Source organism: Hydrogenophaga taeniospiralis, assembly GCF_020510445.1.
In the GTDB taxonomy this organism is placed as follows: domain Bacteria; phylum Pseudomonadota; class Gammaproteobacteria; order Burkholderiales; family Burkholderiaceae_C; genus Hydrogenophaga.
Window position 1 is genome coordinate 1,881,833 of record NZ_JAHBAG010000001.1, and the last position, 17,613, is coordinate 1,899,445.

14 protein-coding genes are annotated in these 17,613 nt (G+C 65.8%); 10 read left to right on the forward strand and 4 right to left on the reverse strand.

Features of this window, described 5'->3' with window-relative positions; translation table 11 throughout:
• Window positions 1-48 precede the first annotated feature (48 nt).
• Window positions 49-276, forward strand: a complete 228-nt coding sequence (locus KIH07_RS09055) for a sulfurtransferase TusA family protein (RefSeq protein WP_226491655.1) — start codon at window positions 49-51, stop codon at window positions 274-276.
• Window positions 277-323: 47 nt separating this feature from the next.
• Window positions 324-1,370 (forward strand): NAD(P)-dependent oxidoreductase, encoded by a 1,047-nt coding sequence (locus tag KIH07_RS09060; protein WP_226491656.1) that lies wholly within the window; start codon window positions 324-326, stop codon window positions 1,368-1,370.
• Between the two features lie 39 nt (window positions 1,371-1,409).
• Here KIH07_RS09060 and KIH07_RS09065 read toward each other — a convergent pair whose 3' ends face one another.
• Window positions 1,410-4,403, reverse strand: a complete 2,994-nt coding sequence (locus KIH07_RS09065; RefSeq protein ID WP_226491657.1) for a valine--tRNA ligase — start codon at window positions 4,401-4,403, stop codon at window positions 1,410-1,412.
• 222 nt (window positions 4,404-4,625) lie between these two features.
• Here KIH07_RS09065 and KIH07_RS09070 point away from each other — a divergent pair, with 222 nt between their 5' ends.
• Window positions 4,626-5,753 carry an SMP-30/gluconolactonase/LRE family protein gene (locus KIH07_RS09070; protein ID WP_226491658.1) on the forward strand — a complete coding sequence of 376 codons (1,128 nt, stop codon included), beginning with the start codon at window positions 4,626-4,628 and terminating at the stop codon, window positions 5,751-5,753.
• A gap of 19 nt (window positions 5,754-5,772) precedes the next feature.
• Here the strand turns inward: KIH07_RS09070 and KIH07_RS09075 are convergent, their stop codons facing one another.
• The 3 genes from KIH07_RS09075 to KIH07_RS09085 are packed head-to-tail and all read right to left on the reverse strand — an operon-like array spanning window position 5,773 to window position 8,339.
• Complete coding sequence (locus tag KIH07_RS09075; protein WP_226491659.1) at window positions 5,773-5,970, reverse strand: DUF2783 domain-containing protein; 198 nt, start codon at window positions 5,968-5,970, stop codon at window positions 5,773-5,775.
• Window positions 5,967-7,703 carry an FAD-dependent oxidoreductase gene (locus KIH07_RS09080; RefSeq protein WP_226491660.1) on the reverse strand — a complete coding sequence of 579 codons (1,737 nt, stop codon included), beginning with the start codon at window positions 7,701-7,703 and terminating at the stop codon, window positions 5,967-5,969. The genes KIH07_RS09075 and KIH07_RS09080 overlap by 4 nt, the downstream gene beginning before the upstream one ends.
• 15 nt (window positions 7,704-7,718) lie before the next feature.
• Complete coding sequence (locus tag KIH07_RS09085) at window positions 7,719-8,339, reverse strand: VOC family protein (protein ID WP_226491661.1); 621 nt, start codon at window positions 8,337-8,339, stop codon at window positions 7,719-7,721.
• Window positions 8,340-8,620: 281 nt separating this feature from the next.
• Here KIH07_RS09085 and KIH07_RS09090 point away from each other — a divergent pair, with 281 nt between their 5' ends.
• The 7 genes from KIH07_RS09090 to queF all read left to right on the forward strand — a co-directional run bounded on the left by KIH07_RS09090 (window position 8,621) and on the right by queF (window position 17,551).
• Entirely contained in the window at window positions 8,621-9,043 is a 423-nt protein-coding gene (locus KIH07_RS09090) for a rubrerythrin family protein (RefSeq protein WP_068176239.1), read from the forward strand.
• Window positions 9,044-9,227: 184 nt separating this feature from the next.
• Window positions 9,228-10,577: a (Fe-S)-binding protein gene (locus tag KIH07_RS09095; protein WP_226491662.1), complete on the forward strand. Its 1,350-nt coding sequence runs from the start codon at window positions 9,228-9,230 to the stop codon at window positions 10,575-10,577.
• A 55-nt stretch (window positions 10,578-10,632) separates the two neighbouring features.
• A complete protein-coding gene (locus KIH07_RS09100) occupies window positions 10,633-11,223 on the forward strand; it encodes a DUF3501 family protein (protein WP_226491663.1) in 591 nt (196 codons plus the stop codon).
• Between the two features lie 207 nt (window positions 11,224-11,430).
• Entirely contained in the window at window positions 11,431-14,649 is a 3,219-nt protein-coding gene (locus KIH07_RS09105; RefSeq protein ID WP_226491664.1) for an SUMF1/EgtB/PvdO family nonheme iron enzyme, read from the forward strand.
• Between the two features lie 240 nt (window positions 14,650-14,889).
• Complete coding sequence (gene yaaA / locus KIH07_RS09110) at window positions 14,890-15,666, forward strand: peroxide stress protein YaaA (RefSeq protein WP_226491665.1); 777 nt, start codon at window positions 14,890-14,892, stop codon at window positions 15,664-15,666.
• 25 nt (window positions 15,667-15,691) lie between these two features.
• A complete protein-coding gene (locus KIH07_RS09115) occupies window positions 15,692-16,561 on the forward strand; it encodes a 2OG-Fe(II) oxygenase (protein ID WP_226491666.1) in 870 nt (289 codons plus the stop codon).
• Window positions 16,562-16,699: 138 nt separating this feature from the next.
• Window positions 16,700-17,551: an NADPH-dependent 7-cyano-7-deazaguanine reductase QueF gene (queF, locus tag KIH07_RS09120; RefSeq protein WP_226491667.1), complete on the forward strand. Its 852-nt coding sequence runs from the start codon at window positions 16,700-16,702 to the stop codon at window positions 17,549-17,551.
• Window positions 17,552-17,613 lie beyond the last annotated feature (62 nt).

Genomic DNA, 17,613 nt, shown 5'->3' on the forward strand with positions numbered 1-17,613 from the left:
CGGCGGGCCGTGGCGCGGCTTAGAATCAGCGATCCAGAGGAACCCCCCATGCACGCCGACAAAGAACTTGATGCCCGTGGCCTGAATTGCCCGTTGCCCATTCTGAAGGCCAAGAAGGCCCTGGCCGACATGCACAGCGGTCAGGTGCTGCGCGTGATTTCCACCGACGCTGGATCGGTGCGCGATTTCCAGGCCTTCGCCAAGCAGACCGGCAACGAGCTGCTGGAGCAGCAGACGGTGGGTGGTGATCACTTCACCCTGATCAAACGCCGCTGAGCCGCCCGCGGCTCCCCCGGACCGCACCCCACGCACCGCCCTGCGCCATGGACGTCCTGCTGGTTGATCCCCTGGTCCCCGAAGCGCTGACCTGGCTGCAGGAGCGCCACGACGTCAGCTACCGGCCCGAGCTGGGCGACGACCCGATCAAGCTGCGCACGCACACCTACAAAACGCGTGCCATCGTGCTGCCGCCGCACGTGGTGGTGTCCCGCGAGTTCCTCGATTTTTCACCCAAGCTGCTGCTGATCGCGCGCATGCAGATCTCCAGCGACAACACCGACCTCGAAGCCTGCGCCCGGCGCCAGGTGCGGGTGGTCCAGGCGCGCAGCGCCACGGTGCGCTCCAACGCCGAATACCTGCTCTACGGCCTGCTCATGCTCTACCGCCGCGGCATGATCAGCGCGCTGCTGGGCCGCCAGCTCGCGCAGGTGCGCATGGGGCGCGAGCTCGCCGGCAGCACGGTGGGCCTGCTGGGGCTGGCGCCGGTGGCGCACGTCCTGGCGCCCATGCTCAAGGCGATGGGCGTGCGCCTGCTGGGCTACGACCCGGCCGTGCACCACGCCGCGCCGATCTGGGACAAGATCGGCGTGGAGCCGGTCACCCTGCCCGAGCTGTTGTCGCGCTCGGACGCGGTGTCCTTGCAGGTGGTGTACGCCGTGCGCTTTCGGGGCTGGCTCAATGACCATGTGCTGAACCATTGCAAGCCCGGCCAGCTCTGGGTGGGCGTGAGCCGCAGTTCCCTGTTCGACCCCGCGGCGCTGGCCCACGCCCTGACCGATGGCCGCATCGATGCCTGCCTGCTCGATGGGGCGAACCCGAACTTCGCCGCCGAAGGCTCGCCGCTGTTCGGCATTCCCAACCTGCACCTCACGCCGCGCCTGGGCTCACACACACGCGAGGCCAAGCTGCGCTCCAGCTGGTACGTGGCCCACCGCGTGCATGAAACGCTCACGCCTTCGACCACCCGTGGCGACCCCGGCATCCGGGCCAGCGACTTCGGCCTGCTGGACAGCCTGGACATCGCGGGAAACGACGATCCCCATTCGGTCTCGCCCTCGCAGTGGGGCTCATTCGAACCGCCCCGGCGATGAAGTCGCGCCGCCGGGCGGCGGCGCAGACTGTCCCGTTTTTCAGGCCCCGAGCCGCGCCAGTTGCTCGCGCACCTTGGCCAACGTGGCGCCGAAGTCGGCCACGCGCTTCTTCTCCTGCTCCAGCACCGCGGCCGGCGCCTTGGCCACGAAGGCTTCGTTGGCGAGCTTGGCCGTCGCCTTCGCGATCTCGCCTTCCAGCCGGGTGGCTTCCTTGGTCAGACGGGCCTTCTCGGCGGCCACGTCGATCTCCATGAACAGGCACAGGCGCGCCTCGCCCACCACGGCCACGGGTGCAGCCTGAGCCGCCGCGGCCCAGGCGGCCTCGTCGGTGAAGACCTTGACTTCGCTCAGCTTGGCCAGGCCCTGGAGCACCGCAGCGTTGGCCTGCATGAAGGCGGTGTCGCCCAGCACGTACAGCGGCAGTCGCGTGGCGGGTGACACGTTCATCTCGCCGCGCAGGGTGCGGCAGGCGTCCACCAGGCCTTTGAGCTTGGCCACGGCCGCTTCGGCGGCCTCGTCGATGCGCTCGGGCTGGCTCACCGGGTAGGCCGCCACGCTCACCGACTCACCGGCGCGGCCTGCCACAGGCGCGACCTTCTGCCACAGCTCTTCGGTGATGAACGGGATGACCGGGTGCGCCAGGCGCAGGATGGTCTCCAGCGTGCGGATCAGGGTGCGGCGCGTGGCGCGTTGCTGCGCCTCATTGCCGGTGTTGATCTGCACCTTGGCGATCTCCAGGTACCAGTCGCAGAACTCGTTCCAGACGAAGTCGTAGACCGTGTTGGCCACGTTGTCCAGCCGGTACTCGGCGAAGCCCTGGGCCACCTCGGCCTCCACGCGCTGCAGCTTGGAGACGATCCAGCGGTCGGCGGGGCTGAAGCTCAGGTAGCCGTGTGCCTTGCCGCCCACGTCGCAGTCGGCCTGGGTGTGCTCCAGCAGGCCGCAGTCCTGGCCCTCGCAGTTCATCAGCGTGAAGCGCGTGGCGTTCCAGAGCTTGTTGCAGAAGTTGCGGTAGCCCTCGCAGCGCTTGCTGTCGAAGTTGATGCTGCGGCCCAGCGAGGCCAGCGCGGCGAAGGTGAAGCGCAGCGCGTCGGCGCCGTAGGCCGGGATGCCGTCGGGGAACTCCTTTTCGGTCTGCTTGCGCACCTTGGGTGCGGTCTCGGGCTTGCGCAGGCCGGTCGTGCGTTTGTCCAGCAGGGGCGCGAGCGCGATGCCGTCGATCAGATCGACCGGGTCGAGCACGTTGCCTTCGCTCTTGCTCATCTTCTGGCCCTGCGCGTCGCGCACCAGGCCGTGGATGTAGACGTGCTTGAACGGCACGCGGCCGGTGAAGTGCGTCGTCATCATGATCATCCGGGCCACCCAGAAGAAGATGATGTCGTAGCCCGTGACCAGCACGGTGCTGGGCAGGTAGAGGTTGTAGTCGTCGGTGGCGCTGTTGCCTTGTTCTGGCCAGCCCATGGTCGAGAACGGCACAAGGGCGCTGGAGTACCAAGTATCGAGCACGTCTTCGTCGCGTCGTAGGCCGTGCTTATCGAATTGAGCAAGACGCTCTGCTGTGCTGCTTGTACCTTTGTGTGTCAGTTCTTCATAGTCGTCATCGGCTAGGACGTTTCTGAATTCCAAGAACTGCTCCTCGGCCTCCTCTTGGTTTCGGGCCACATAGACATTTCCTTCAGCGTCGTACCACGCCGGGATCTGGTGGCCCCACCAGAGCTGGCGGCTGATGCACCAGTCCTGGATGTTGTTCATCCACTGGTTGTAGGTGTTGACCCAGTTCTCGGGCACGAAGGTCACCTCGCCAGACTGCACGGCGGCAATCGCCTTGTCGGCGATGGAGGTGCCGCTGGTGTTGTGTTCATTGCCTTTGCTGGTCATGGCCACGAACCACTGGTCGGTCAGCATGGGTTCGATCACCTGGCCGGTGCGCGCGCAGCGCGGCACCATGAGCTTGTGTTTCTTGGTCTCGACCAGCAGGCCGGCGGCTTCGAGGTCGGCCACCACGGCCTTGCGCGCCACGAAGCGGTCCAGGCCGCGGTACTTCTCGGGCGCGTTGTCGTTGATGGTGGCGTTGAGCGCCAGCACGCCGATGATGGGCAACTGGTGGCGCTGGCCGACCGCGTAGTCGTTGGCGTCGTGCGCGGGGGTGACCTTGACCACGCCGGTGCCGAATTCGCGGTCCACATAGGCGTCGGCGATCACCGGGATCTCACGGTCGCACAGTGGCAGCTTCACGTACTGGCCGATCAGCGCGCTGTAGCGCTCGTCCTCGGGGTGAACCATCACGGCCACGTCACCCAGCAGGGTTTCGGGGCGGGTGGTGGCCACGGTCAGGTGACCGCTGCCGTTGACCAGCGGGTAGGCAATGTGCCAGAGCGAGCCGTCTTCCTCTTCACTTTCCACTTCCAGATCGGACACGGCCGACATCAGCACCGGGTCCCAGTTCACCAGGCGCTTGCCACGGTAGATCAGGCCCTGCTGGTACAGCTTCACGAAGGTGTCGGTGACGACCTTGCTGAGCTTCTCGTCCATGGTGAAGTACTCGCGGCTCCAGTCCACGGAATCGCCCATGCGGCGCATCTGCGTGGTGATGGTGTTGCCGCTTTCTTCCTTCCACTCCCAGACCTTGGCGACGAAGTTCTTGCGCGCTTCGGCGGGCGTGGGGCCCATGTCGTGGCGGCTGATGCCTTTTTCCTGCAGCTGGCGCTCCACCACGATCTGGGTGGCGATGCCGGCGTGGTCGGTGCCCGGCACCCAGACCGTGTTGGCGCCGCTCATGCGGTGGTAGCGCGTGAGGCTGTCCATGATGGTCTGGTTGAAGGCGTGGCCCATGTGCAGCGTGCCGGTCACGTTGGGCGGCGGCAGCTGGATGGCGAAGGACGGCGCGCCTTCCCTGGGCGCGCCCGTGCCACGGTAGCCCGCCACGCCGTGGCCCTGCTGTTCCCAGAACGGCCCCCAGTGGGCCTCGATGGCCGTGGGTTCAAAGGATTTGGACAGGCTGTTGAGGCCGGGTTGATCGGGGGTGTTTGACATGCTGGTTCCGGGGAGGGTTGCCGCGCCGAGCATGGCCCATGGAGGGCAGGGCCAGGCGGCGGAACCCCCGATTTTACGGGCCCGCCCGCGCCGCCGCCGGGCACGCGCCGGCGCTGTCAGACCTGACCGCGCCGGTCCGGGCGGGGCACCGCCATCGGGCAGAATGGCCCGCTTGTGGCGCCGGCCCGCTGGCCGCGCCGCGCACACCCGGGGGGACACACGATGAAGAAGGCTGGAATCGCTCTGTTGCTGCTGCTGGCGCTGCTGGTGGTGTATCTGCTGGTCTGGCCGGTGCCGATCGCTGCGGCGAGCTGGGCGCCCCTGGCGCCTCCGGGTTACCAGGGCGCGCATGCGGCGAACACCCGGCTGGCCGGTCTGCGCCTGATCGACCTGGGGGGCGAGGAAGGCCCCGAGCACGTGCGGATCGGCCCCGACGGTCGGCTCTACACCACGGTGGTCAGTGGCAAGGTGCTGCGCATGGCCCCCGATGGCTCGGACCTGCAGACGCACGTGAACACCGGCGGCCGGGTGCTGGGCTTCGATTTCGACCGCGAGGGCCGCCTGATCGCGGCCGATGCCATGCGCGGGCTGCTGCGCATCGGCGCCGGTGGCGAGGTCCAGGTGTTGAGCGACCGGCTGGGCGATGACCCGATCCGCTACGCCGACGCGGTGGTGGTCAGCCGCGACCCGGCCGCACCGCAGCAGATGTTCTTCACCGACGCCTCCACCCGCTTTGGCGCGCGCGAGTGGGGCGGCACCTTCGAGGCCAGCGTGCTCGACATCCTGGAGCAGTCGGCCACCGGCCGGGTGCTGGTCTACGGCGACGCCGATGGCCGCACCGCGCTGGTGGCCAAGGGCCTGTCGTTCGCCAACGGCATCGCGCTCTCGGCCGATGAGCAGACCCTGTTCGTCGCCGAAACCGGGCGCTACCGCATCTGGGCCATTCCCGCCTCGGCGCGCGGTCTGGACCTCAGCGGCGGCCCCACGGGCGGCGCACGCATCCTGCTCGACAACCTGCCGGGCTACCCCGACAACCTGATGCGCGGCGACGCCGGCCGCCTCTGGGTGGGCCTGGTCAAACCCCGCAACCCGGTGATCGACAACATGGCGGCCAAGCCCTGGCTGCGCGAGATGACGCTGCGCCTGCCGCGCTCGCTGTGGCCCGTGCCCAAGGCCTACGGCCACGTGGCAGCATTCACCGAGGACGGTCGCATCGTGGCCGACTGGCAGGACCCCTCGGGCCAGTACCCGGACACCACGGCCGTGACCGAAACGGCCGACCGGGTCTACATCCAGAGCCTGCACGCCCACAGCCTGGGCTGGATGCCGCGCCCGTCCACGCTGCCCTGAAGGCCCTGCCGCTTGGCGCTCAGGCGGTGGCCGGGGGCAGCTGGCGCGCCGCTTCGATGCACTCGCGCAGCACGCGCGCTTCGCCCACCTGGTTGGCCAGCAGCAGGATGAGCCGGGCGTTGAACAGCTCGGCCTCTTCGCGGCTCAGGCCCGCGTGGGCATCGAGCAGCTGTTCGTAGAACGCGTCGGCGTCCTGGAAATGGGGGTTCTGTTTCATGGAGTGTCTCCGCGCAGGCCCAGGGAGCGCTCAATGGCCGACACCAGGTGGCTGTCGACCGATTCGCCGGTGGCGGCCAGGTAGCCGTCGGGCCGCACCAGCGCCCAGGCGTGGCCGAACACGTGGCAGGCCCCCTGCAGGTGGCCCTGCGGGTCGCGCACATGTTCGAGCACCTGGGCCGGGGCGTCGGGGCCGAGCACCTGCACGCTGCGCACGGGGGAGTCGAAACACAGGCGGCGCAGGCGTTGCAGGGCCGCCGCCGACACATCGCCAAACACCAGCACCAGCAGATCGCCCACGGCCCAGTCGAGCAGGTCGTTCACGCAGCCGTGGCCGCCGTCGGCCCAGGCAAAACGCACGTTCTGCACCGACAGGCCGGCCCCGCCCCCGGGCGCGTAGGTGCAGGCGCTGGAATGGCTGTAGGGGTTGGCCACCGCCATGCGGCCGGTGTTGATGAGCGAGCGGGCAAACGGGAACTGCCGGGCCAGACCGATCGCGGCCTGGCGGAACAGGCGCTCGGCGCCGTCGGCCGGGCGCAGGAACCGCGCGGTGCGGTTGGTCACGCAGACGTTCTGCTGTGCGGCTTCCAGCCGTTCGTCGTTGTAGCTCGTCAGCAGCGAGGCGTCGGCCTTGCCGCGCAGGACGGCGGCGAGTTTCCAGGCCAGGTTGTCCGCATCGGCCACGCCGGTGTTGCCGCCGCGTGCGCCAAACGGGCTCACCACCTTGGCCGAATCGCCCATCAGGAAGACCCGGCCGTGGCGCATGGCGTGCACGCATTCGCTGCGGTAGGCGTAGGGGCCGACCCAGACGATCTCCACCGCCGCGTCGGGACCGAACTGGCGCGCCAGCCGCTCGCGCACGGCCGATTCGCGGCTCACCACCTCGGGGTCGCTGTCGGGCGCCATCTGGTAGTCGATGCGCCAGACGTCGTCGGCCATCAGGTGCTGCCAGACCGCGCGGTTCTCGTTGAACGGCGCTTCAATCCAGGTGTGGCGCTCCACCGGCGGGTGCCTGGAAAAGCGCACGTCGGCGATGCACCAGCGGTCGTCGCCCCGGCGCGAATCGAACGGCACCTGCAGCCACTGGCGCAGCGGGCTGTGCGAGCCCGTGGCGTCGATCACGTGTTCGGCTTCGATGCGGTAGCTGCCGGCGGGGGTTTCCACCGTGAGCGTGGCGCAGTCCTCGTTCTGCTCGAACCCCACCAGCCGGTTCTTCCAGCGCAGCTCCACGTGGCCGAGCTCCTGGATGCGCTCGACCAGGAAGCCCTCGATGTAGAACTGCTGGATGTTGATGAACGGCGGCTGGCGCGAGAGGTGGAAGCTGCCTTGCTGGCGCAGGTCGAAGCTGTAGACCTCGTCGGCGCCGGCGAAGGTGCGGCCCACGCTCCACTGCACGCCCTTGGCCGCGATGCGCTCGTAGATGCCCAGGCGCTCGAAGATCTCCAGCGACTTCTGCGTGTAGCAGATGCCGCGCGATGAAGCGCCCTTGACGCCCACCGTGTTGTCCTCGTCGATCAGCACCGCGCGCACGCCCAGGCGCGCCAGCGCACACGCCATGGTCAGCCCGGTGATGCCGCCCCCGGCGATCACCAACGGGTGGCGCACCGTGGTGCCGCTGTGCAGCTCGGGCGGCGGCACGAACGGGTACTCCGGCAGCTCGTACCCGGTGCCGCTGGTGTACTGATAACCGTTGGTGTGGGCCGCTTCCCGGTAGGCCAGGGTCGTGCTGTTCATGGGTGGGCTCCGGCCTCAGTTGGGGGTGTGGGCGCGCGCCGCCACCTCGGGGCGGTCGTTCTGCTGCGGCTTGAGCGGTGCGCTGGTCTTGCCCTCGGCGCGCTCGCGGCGCCACTGTTCCTTGCGCGCGTTCCATGCGGCCAGTCGGGCGTGGGCGGTCTTGCTGTCTTCCAGCATCTCGAACGCGTTGGCCAGCTGGGCAGTGAGTTCCAGCCGGATGCCGTTGGGGTCGAAGAAGTAGATGCTCTTGAAGATGTGGTGGTCGGTCACGCCCAGCACCTCGATGCCGCTGGCCTCCAGGCGGGTCTTGGTGTTCTCCAGCTCTTCGACCGTATCGACGCGAAAGCTGATGTGGTTGACCCACTTGGGCGTGTTCGGGCTGGGCAGGGCGGCCTCGTCGTCGCCGAGGTCGAAGAAGGCGATGAACGAACCGTCCTGCAGGCGGAAGAAGAAGTGCGTGTAGGGGCAGTACTCGCCGGTGCTGGGCACGAAGTCGCTCTGGATGATGTGGTAGAGCGGCAGGCCCAGGATGTCTTCGTAGAAGTGGCGCGTTTCTTCGGCGTCGCGCGCGCGGTAGGCGTAGTGGTGAAGCTGCTGGATGGGGGCCGGCGGGGGCAAGGGGGTGACGGTGGTCATGGCGGTCTCCTGATATTCACCTATGTGTAATTGATTTAACCCATCGAAATTCTAGAGGGGTGGTGAAGTGCTGTCAGTTTGAGGGTTTCCGGTGGCGCTGTCGATGATGTTGAGAATTGTTATCAAAGCTATCGCCTTCATAGATGCAAACAATATGTCACATAGCCCAGAACAATTAGACGGTCTCTTGCAAGGGGCGTAAGGTTTGCCGGTCCCATCGGGCCTGGCCTGATCCTGGCCTTCCGCTGGGCGTTTCTTCAACCACGACCAGGAGATACCCCATGGCTGCATTGAAAGGTTCAAAAACCGAGCAGTGCCTGAAAGACGCCTTCGCCGGCGAATCCCAGGCCAACCGCCGTTACCTGTACTTCGCGAACAAGGCCGACGTGGAAGGCCAGAACGACGTGGCGGCCCTGTTCCGCTCGACCGCCGAAGGCGAAACCGGCCACGCGCACGGCCACCTGGAGTTTCTGGAGCAGTCGGGCGACCCGGCCACCGGACTGCCCATCGGCCCCACACGCCAGAACCTGGAATCGGCCGTGGCCGGCGAAACCCACGAGTACACCGACATGTACCCGGGCATGGCCAAGACCGCGCGCGAAGAAGGTTTCGACGAAATCGCCGACTGGTTCGAGACCCTGGCCAAGGCGGAGCGCTCGCACGCGAACCGCTACACCAAGGCGCTGAATGAATTGGTGGATTGACGGTCTGAAACACCCCCGCCGCGCTGCGCGCGACCCCCTCAAGGGGGCAACGCTGGCGGCCCGGCGGAGCCGGTTCCGCGGCGTTCTGGGACTTCTCTCCGGACGCCGTTTTTGAAAGCGTTTTTAATTTTTCGAGCGCTTTCAAAAACCCACGATCCAACCCGCACAGACGAGGAGAAGAGACATGGCGACCGAAGGCAACCTGCAGGCACCGACGCGGCATGCGCTCGACTGGACGGGGCCCGACTTTTACGATGAAGGAAAGTGCTTTGTCGAGTTGGAGCGCATCTTCGACATCTGCCACGGTTGCCGGCGCTGTGTGAGTCTGTGCGGCGCGTTTCCCACCCTGTTCGATCTGGTCGACGAGAGTTCGACCCAGGAGGTGGACGGTGTCGCCAAGTCCGATTACTGGAAGGTGGTGGACCAGTGCTACATGTGCGACCTGTGCTACATGACCAAGTGCCCGTACACGCCGCCGCACGAATGGAACGTGGACTTCCCGCACACCATGCTGCGCGCCAAGGCCATCAAGTTCAAGCAGGGTGGGGTGAAGCTGGCCGAGCGTTTCCTCGCCTCCACCGACGTGCACGGTCAGTTCGCCGGCATTCCCGTCGTGGTGCAGGTGGCCAACGCGGTGAACAAGACCAAGGCCATGCGCAGCGTCATGGAAAGCGTGGCCGGGGTGGACAAGAACGCCTGGCTGCCCGAGCTGGCCACGAAAAAATTCCGCTCCGGCACGCCGCAGGCCACTTCGTCCAACGTGGTGGATGGCGAAAAGACACCGGGCAAGGTGGCGATCTTTTCCACCTGCTACATCAACTACAACGAACCCGGCATTGGGCTTGATCTGCTCAAGATCCTGAACCACAACGACATCCCGTACGTGATCGTCGAAAAGGAAAAATGCTGCGGCATGCCCAAGCTGGAGCTGGGCGATCTGGACTCGGTGCAGGCCAGCAAGGAAGCCAACATTCCGGTGCTGGCGAAGTACGCGAAAGACGGCTACGCCATCCTCGCCGCGGTGCCGAGCTGCGCGCTGATGTTCAAGCAGGAGATCCCGCTCATGTTCCCGGGCGACGCCGACGTGCAGCTCGTGAAGGAGCACCTGTGGGACCCGTTCGAATACCTCATGGCGCGCAAGCGCGACGGTCTCTTGAAGACCGAATTCCCGCAGCCGCTGGGCAACGTGAGCTACCAGATCCCCTGCCACGGCCGGGTGCAGAACATCGGCCGCAAGACCGAGGAGATGTTCAAGATGATTCCCGGCACCACGCTCAACACCATCGAGCGCTGCTCGGGCCACGCCGGCACCTTCGGCGTGAAGAAGGCCCACCACCACCAGGCCATGAAGATCGGCAAGCCGGTGTTCAAGGCCATGGCCACCATGAAGGACGGCGCCAAACCCGACTTCATCAGCTCCGACTGCCCGCTCGGCGGTCACCACATCGCCCAGGGGTTTGAAGTCAACGGCCTGGGCGCGCCGGAGCTGCAGCACCCGCTGTCGCTGGTCGCGCGCGCCTACGGCCTGAAGTAAGTGAAACGGGGTCAGATCCCCATTCAGGACAACGGCGCCATCGGAGAAAAAAGACATGCAACTCACCGGACACATCACCACCGACAGCCTCATGAGCCTGGAGGCCTACAGCAAGTGGCGCAAGGCGCACAAGCCCGAGGTCATCGCCCACCGCAAGCTGCGCAGCGTGCAGCTGGGCGAGCACATCAACCTGCAGTTCGAGAGCGAGACCACCATCCGCTACCAGATCCAGGAGATGCTGCGCATCGAAAAGATCTTCGAGGAAGAGGGCATCCAGCAGGAGATCGAGGCCTATGCGCCGCTGGTGCCCGATGGCAGCAACTGGAAGGCCACGGTGATGATCGAGTACACCGACGTCAACGAGCGCAAGCGCGAGCTGGCCCGCCTGATCGGCGTGGAAGACCGCTTGTTCGTCGAGGTCGACGGCCAGGCCCGTGTCTACGCCATCGCCGACGAAGACCTGGACCGCGAGAACGACGAAAAGACCTCGGCCGTGCACTTCGTGCGCTTCGAGCTCACGCCCTCCATGTGCGCCTCGGTCAAGGCCGGTGGTGCGGTCAAACTGGGCTGCGACCACACCAACTACCCCGCCCACACGCAGATCCCCATGGAAACCCTGGCCAGCCTGGCGGGGGATTTGAAGTGACTCAACCGGACCAGCTAGAAGTCCCTTCAGCGGCGGAACAACAGCTGGCAGAAGCGGCTGCCTGGTTCGAGAGTTGGCGCGAGCGGGCTCAAGGGGAACTGCTGCCGCCTGCGCGCGGCCTCAGCGACGAAGAAGTGAACGCTCTGGTGCACGAGCTGCGCTGAGGCCCTGCTGCACAATGCCCCGAACGATTCAAGGGGCGGCAGGATGGCAGACGACACCGAGAAAGACAACGGCGACTACCTGGGCTACGGCGTTTATGCGCGGACGCTGTGGGCGCGGATTCAGGCTGCGCTGGACAAAGACCTCGCCACAGGAAAAGCGCCGGGCGACGACCCCTTGGTCGTTGGCATCTTTGGCGAATGGGGGGCAGGGAAGTCCACGCTCTTAAAGCAAACCTTTGACCTTGCTGCGGATTTCCAAGCTCAACGGTCGCGCAGTCGCAGCGGCGCAGAAGGTGGATTCGGTGACCCAGGCTTTGGTTTGACGGTCCCGGTGCTATTTCAGCCCTGGAAATACGAACACGAGCCGCACCTGCTGGTTCCCCTGTTGTTGCACATCATTCAAGCCTTGCGCGACAGCATTCCCAAGGCGCAGACGATGCCGGAGAAGGCTGAGCAGGCGGCTGAAAAAGTCTGGGCTGCAAGCGTCGGTGCATTGCCCAATTTGGTGAAGGGGTTTGAGCAAATTTACAAGGCCACGGTGGCGGACTTTGCGATGGTCGATCCGGCCACGGCGGCAGGCGCCTCGGTGGGTTTCAAAACGGCGGGATGGCTAGCCAAGTGGCTCAAGAGGCCAGACGACGCTGACTGGTTGCGTGATTTCAAGTTCAGTTCCGAAGGCCGCTTCTATTACAACTTCCACAACGTCATGCTCACCTTGACTCGGCCTGGAAAGCGGGCTGAAGCCATTGGGGCATTGAAGTTTGACCCTACCGCCAGGATCAACTTCGTCATCTTCATCGACGACCTCGACCGCTGCCTGCCCGAAAAAGCCGTCGAAACCCTGGAACTCATCAAGACCGTCTTCAACCTGGAGAGCTTCGCCTTCGTGCTCGCGCTGGACGAGGAAGTGGTCGAGCGGGGCATCGGGCACCGCTACAAAGACTACGCACTGGTCAACAAGAAGCCCGAAATGCCCATCACCGGGTTTGAGTATCTGGAGAAGATCGTTCACCTGCCGTTTCGGTTGCCTCCGCTCACGGCGCGGCAGGCAATGTTGTTCGTGCGTCGACACGAAGCCGCTATTCAGCCAGACGCACAGCGTCGCTGGTTCGACGCGCCTTCCGTGGTCACCAAAACGGGGTCAAAAGAAGACGGCGAGGAAGTCCTTCGTGTTCGGGGGATAGACGCAGGGCAGCAACTCGATCTTCTGCCCTTGGTGCTGAGCTGCTTTGACCACTTTGTCCCGCGCAAGCTGATACGGCTTGTGGAGTTGATGAAGCAACTCACCGACGTCACCGATACCGTCGGGCGGCGTGCCATTGATCGGCGCTACGGTGGTCAGCTCGATCCGCGCGTGGTGATTGCCTTGGTTCTGCTGCAACTGTTTGCGCCCGAGCTGTACCGCTTCCTGCGCCGCCGACCCGAGGCGTTCTCCACTTTCCTGTCCGCGTTTGCGCCAAACGCCTCTCAGCCCTTGGGGCACCACGTGTCGGATGCCGATCTGTGCGACTGGGTGGTGCCACCAGTGGCCAAGCGGCGCGCCGCCCTGATCCAGAACGAGCGCGGCCTGACTGGGCTCATGGAACGCTTGTCCAGCGACATTGCCACGCACTGGGACAAGCCGCGCGAGCGGGCCAACGCACAGAACATCCGCCTGCCGCTGGTGCGGCTGCTGCTGGAACACCGTGCCTTGCACCGCAACGTGTTTGACCCGGTCAAGCTGTTTCAGGTCCTGGCAGCGGAGTTGCAGCACACCGGCCAGAACCCGGCGGCCGTGGTGTTGCGGCCCTACCTGAGCCTGTTGACCGAAAAGGTCGAGCGTAAAGCCGACGAACCCCGCGCTTACCGCCACCGGGTCCACCAATTGGAAGCCTTCTTTGACGACATGGTGTTTGACGAGGCGCCAGTTCGCGCCAACATCCTCGCGCGGCACGACGTGCCCGAAGATGCGTTCCTCAGTCGCCAGACGGTGCAGGGGCTGATGGAGCTGATCAGCAAGCGGTTCTACATTGTTTCAGAGGTGACCACTGCTTTTGAGGGTGAGGGCATAAGCCGGGCGCTGGCAACGGAACGCGCCAACATATTGCATGCACTCCTTCAACTGGACGAAGCCATTGCGGGAGGCGACAGACTGGTATGGGCTGAGATTCTGGAGTTGTTCCAGGGGTCGTATGAGACACCCTCGCCAGCCGTGGGTCTGGACAATCCCAGTGCCTCAGCCCACTTTTGGGAGCTTCAAAGCCGTTGGGGCTTTGACAAGCGGTTCGACAAGGACGCTCCGGGTTTGCCCACCGAGCGATGGCCCGCCAACGAAGATGCCACCAGCCAGGAGCCGATCAAGGGTTTCGTGAGGGTCGAACCTGAAAAAGACTTTGGCATCGGTTCAGAACACGATTCGGACAACCCGCCGAACACCGCCACGCTCAAGAACCCTTTCTACATGGCGCGCTTTCTTACCACTGTCGGCCAATACAAGCACTTTGTAGACGACGGCGGCTACACCAACAAGGACTGGTGGGATGAGCAGGGCCGGGCCTGGAAGGCCATGCAATGGGCGTCTGAAACCAACGAGCCCGACTTGCGCCAATGGCTGGACGAGCGCACCCAGGAGCAACGCACACAGCCCACGCGGTGGAAAGAACAGTTGCGCTCTCCCAGCCAGCCGGTGTGGGGCGTCAATTGGTTCGAGGCGCGCGCCTACGCGCGCTGGCTCACGGCACAGCTGCAACCCAGGTTGACGGGCGATCTCAGGGGGTTTGTAGCCTGCTTGCCCACCGAATGGCAGTGGGAGCGGGTGGCGCGCTTTGGGGACGAGGATCACACCAGCGATCATCACCAGTACCCCGGTGGTCTTGCCGAAGACGACGATGTTCACCGCTTGGCCAACATTCATGGCTCCGGCATTGGCTCGTGCAGCGTTGTGGGCTGCTTTGCGCCAAATGCGCTGGGCATCCACGACCTGCACGGCAACTTGTTGGAATGGCAGGACAACCTGTACACGTCCGAGCCCCTGCATCTGGGTTGTCAGCGCTTGGCCCGCAGCGAAAATCCGGCGACCCACACCGAGCCCGGCCAGGACTGGCTAAAAACCCATGAAAAATGGACCGAGTCGGATCGTCCGGCGCTGCGCGGTGGCTCGTGGGGCGACGCAGCCGGCTTCGCGCGCGCTTCGTTTCGCAGCTGGAATCCTCCCGATGTCTGGGACGACAGCATTGGGTTTCGGGTGGTGTTGTCCCTGGCAAATTTGAATTCTGAAACCTGACCCGGCGGTGTGCCAACTGAGCCGATTCAAGGCCCGGGCTTTTCGCGTTCAGGGTTGTTCAGCGCGGGCGCGGGCCGTTTTGAGCCAGGCGCCCAGCAGGCGGCCCACTTCTTCCATCAGGCGAATGCCGTGCCCCGGCTGACCGCTGTGGGGCAGCACCCATTCAAGAATGCGCTGCCAACCGAGGGTGATCTCGGCCTTGCCGAAAACAGCGTGGTGGCACGTGCCAGAATTCAGCCCATGCTGTTCCTCATTTCCCCCGCCAAGGCCCTCGACTACGAGACGCCGGCCCACGTTGCCACGCACACCCAGCCGCTGTTCGTGAAGCAGTCGTCCGAGCTCATCGACGTGTTGCGCGACAAGTCGCCGCAGCAGATCGCCGATCTCATGAGCCTGTCGGACCAGCTCTCGGGCCTGAACGCGGCGCGTTACCAGGCCTGGGTGCCGAAATTCACCGCGAAAAATTCCAAACAGGCGGTGCTGGCGTTTGACGGCGACGTGTACGGGGGCCTGGACGCCAAGAGCCTGGGCGAGGCCGAACTCGACTGGCTGCAGCAGCACCTGTGCATCCTCAGTGGCCTCTACGGCGTGTTGCGCCCGCTGGACCGCATGCAACCCTACCGGCTGGAGATGGGCACGCGCCTCGTCACACCCCGGGGCAAGAACCTCTACCAGTTCTGGGGCAGCCAGATCGCCGACTACCTGAACCAGCGCGCCCGGGCCGACAAGAGCCCGGTGGTGATCAACCTGGCGAGCGAAGAGTATTTCAAGGCGGTGGACCGCCGCGCGCTGCAGCCGCGCGTGGTCAGCTGCGTGTTCGAGGAGCGCAAGGTCGACGGCTACCAGATCGTCAGTTTCTTCGCCAAGCGCGCACGCGGCCTGATGGTGCGCTACGCGGTGAAGCACCGCCTGAGCACGCCCGAGCAGCTCAAGGCGTTTGATCTGGAGGGGTACCGTTTCGTGCCCGCCGCGTCCGAGGCCGACCGGCTGGTGTTCCGCCGCGACCAGAAGGCATGAGCGTCCGAGCGCTCGAAGCAACGCCATGAGCCAGCAGTCCATCACCCCCGAGTTGCGCCAGTGGGTCGCCGAGCAGATCCGCCTCGGTCACCTGCCCGAAGCGGTGATCGAGGCCATGGTCCAGGCCGGTTGGAAAGAGGACCTGGCCACGTCGGCGCTGGACGGCGCGCTGCAGACCCGGCGCGCGCGGGCCCCGAACTCTGCCGCGCTGGCAGCGGGCCCGGCGAGCGGCGCGGGCGAACGCATGCCCGGGCTGGACCTCACGCAGTCGCCGCGCCGCATCGACGCCGGCGACCGCTGGGTGGATGTGATTGCGACGTTGGGCCTGCCGCGCGTGGTGCTGCTCGGCGGTCTGCTGAGCGCCGAGGAGTGCGATGCGCTGGTGGAGGCCGCGCGGCCCCGTCTGGCGCGCTCGCTCACCGTGGAGACGCGCACCGGCGGCGAAGAGCTCAACCCCGACCGCACCAGCCACGGCATGTTCTTCAACCGGGGCGAGGGCGAATTGGTGACCCGCATCGAGCAGCGCATCGCGCGCCTGCTGCGCTGGCCGCTGGAAAACGGCGAAGGCATCCAGGTGCTGCAGTACCGCCCCGGGGCCGAATACAAGCCGCACTACGACTATTTCGACCCCGTCGAACCGGGCACGCCGACCATCCTCAAACGGGGCGGGCAGCGCGTGGCCACGCTGCTGATGTACCTCAACGAGCCCACGCGGGGCGGTGGCACCATCTTTCCGGACGTGGGCCTGGAGGTGGCGCCGGTGCGTGGCAACGCGGTGTTTTTCAGCTACGACCGGCCGCACCCGGCCACCCGCACCCTGCACGGTGGCGCACCGGTGATCGAGGGCGAGAAGTGGGTGGCCACCAAATGGCTGCGCGAGCGCGAGTTCGTGTGAAACACCCCCGCAGCGCCTGCGGCGCTTCTCCCCTCAAGGGGGCAACACCAGCGGCCCGGCAAAGCCGGTTCCGCGGTGTTCCCGGGTTGGCGCCGCTTCGTGCGTCGCCGATCGGCTTCAATATGGAAGACATTTGAAATGAACCAGAACTCCCCCGAACACTCCCAACTCGGCAAGGCCTCGGCCTACATTGACCAGTACGACGCTTCGCTGCTGTTCCCCCTGCCGCGCGAACCCAAGCGGCGCGAGATTGGTATCAGCGGCAGCGTGCCTTTTCTCGGCGCCGATCTCTGGACCGCGTTCGAGCTGAGCTGGCTCAACCCCAAGGGCAAGCCGCAGGTGGCGCTGGCGCACATCACCGTGCCCTGCGAGAGCACGCACATCGTCGAGAGCAAGTCGTTCAAGCTTTACCTCAACAGCTTCAACAACACGGTGTTTGCCAGCGCCGACGCGGTGCGCGACCGCATCCGCGCGGACGTGAGCGCGGCCATCTGGCACGGCGGTCCGGTGCAGGCCAGCGCCGGTGTGCGGGTGCTGCTGCCCGAGCTGTTCGATTGCGAACCGGTGCACGAACTCGACGGCCTGTGCATCGACCGGCTGGACGTGGAGTGCAGCCGGTACCAGCCCGCGCCCGAGCTGCTCACGGCCGCGTTCGACGAAAAACCGGTGGAAGAGACCCTGGTCAGCGACCTGCTCAAGAGCAACTGCCTGGTCACGGGCCAGCCCGACTGGGGCAGCGTGCAGATCCGCTACAGCGGTCCGCAGATCGACCAGGCTGGCCTGCTGCAGTACATCGTGAGTTTCCGCAACCACAACGAATTCCACGAGCAGTGCGTCGAGCGCATTTACATGGACATCATGGCGCGCTGCAAACCCGCCAAGCTCCTGGTGTACGCGCGCTACACACGCCGCGGCGGGCTCGACATCAACCCCTGGCGCGCCAGCCATCCGCAACTGCCGCCGGCCAACGTGCGCACCGCGCGGCAGTGAGGCCGGTCAGATCCGCCGCCGGGCCGTCCCAAGGCGGATCAGCCCCCTCGGGGGGCAGCGAC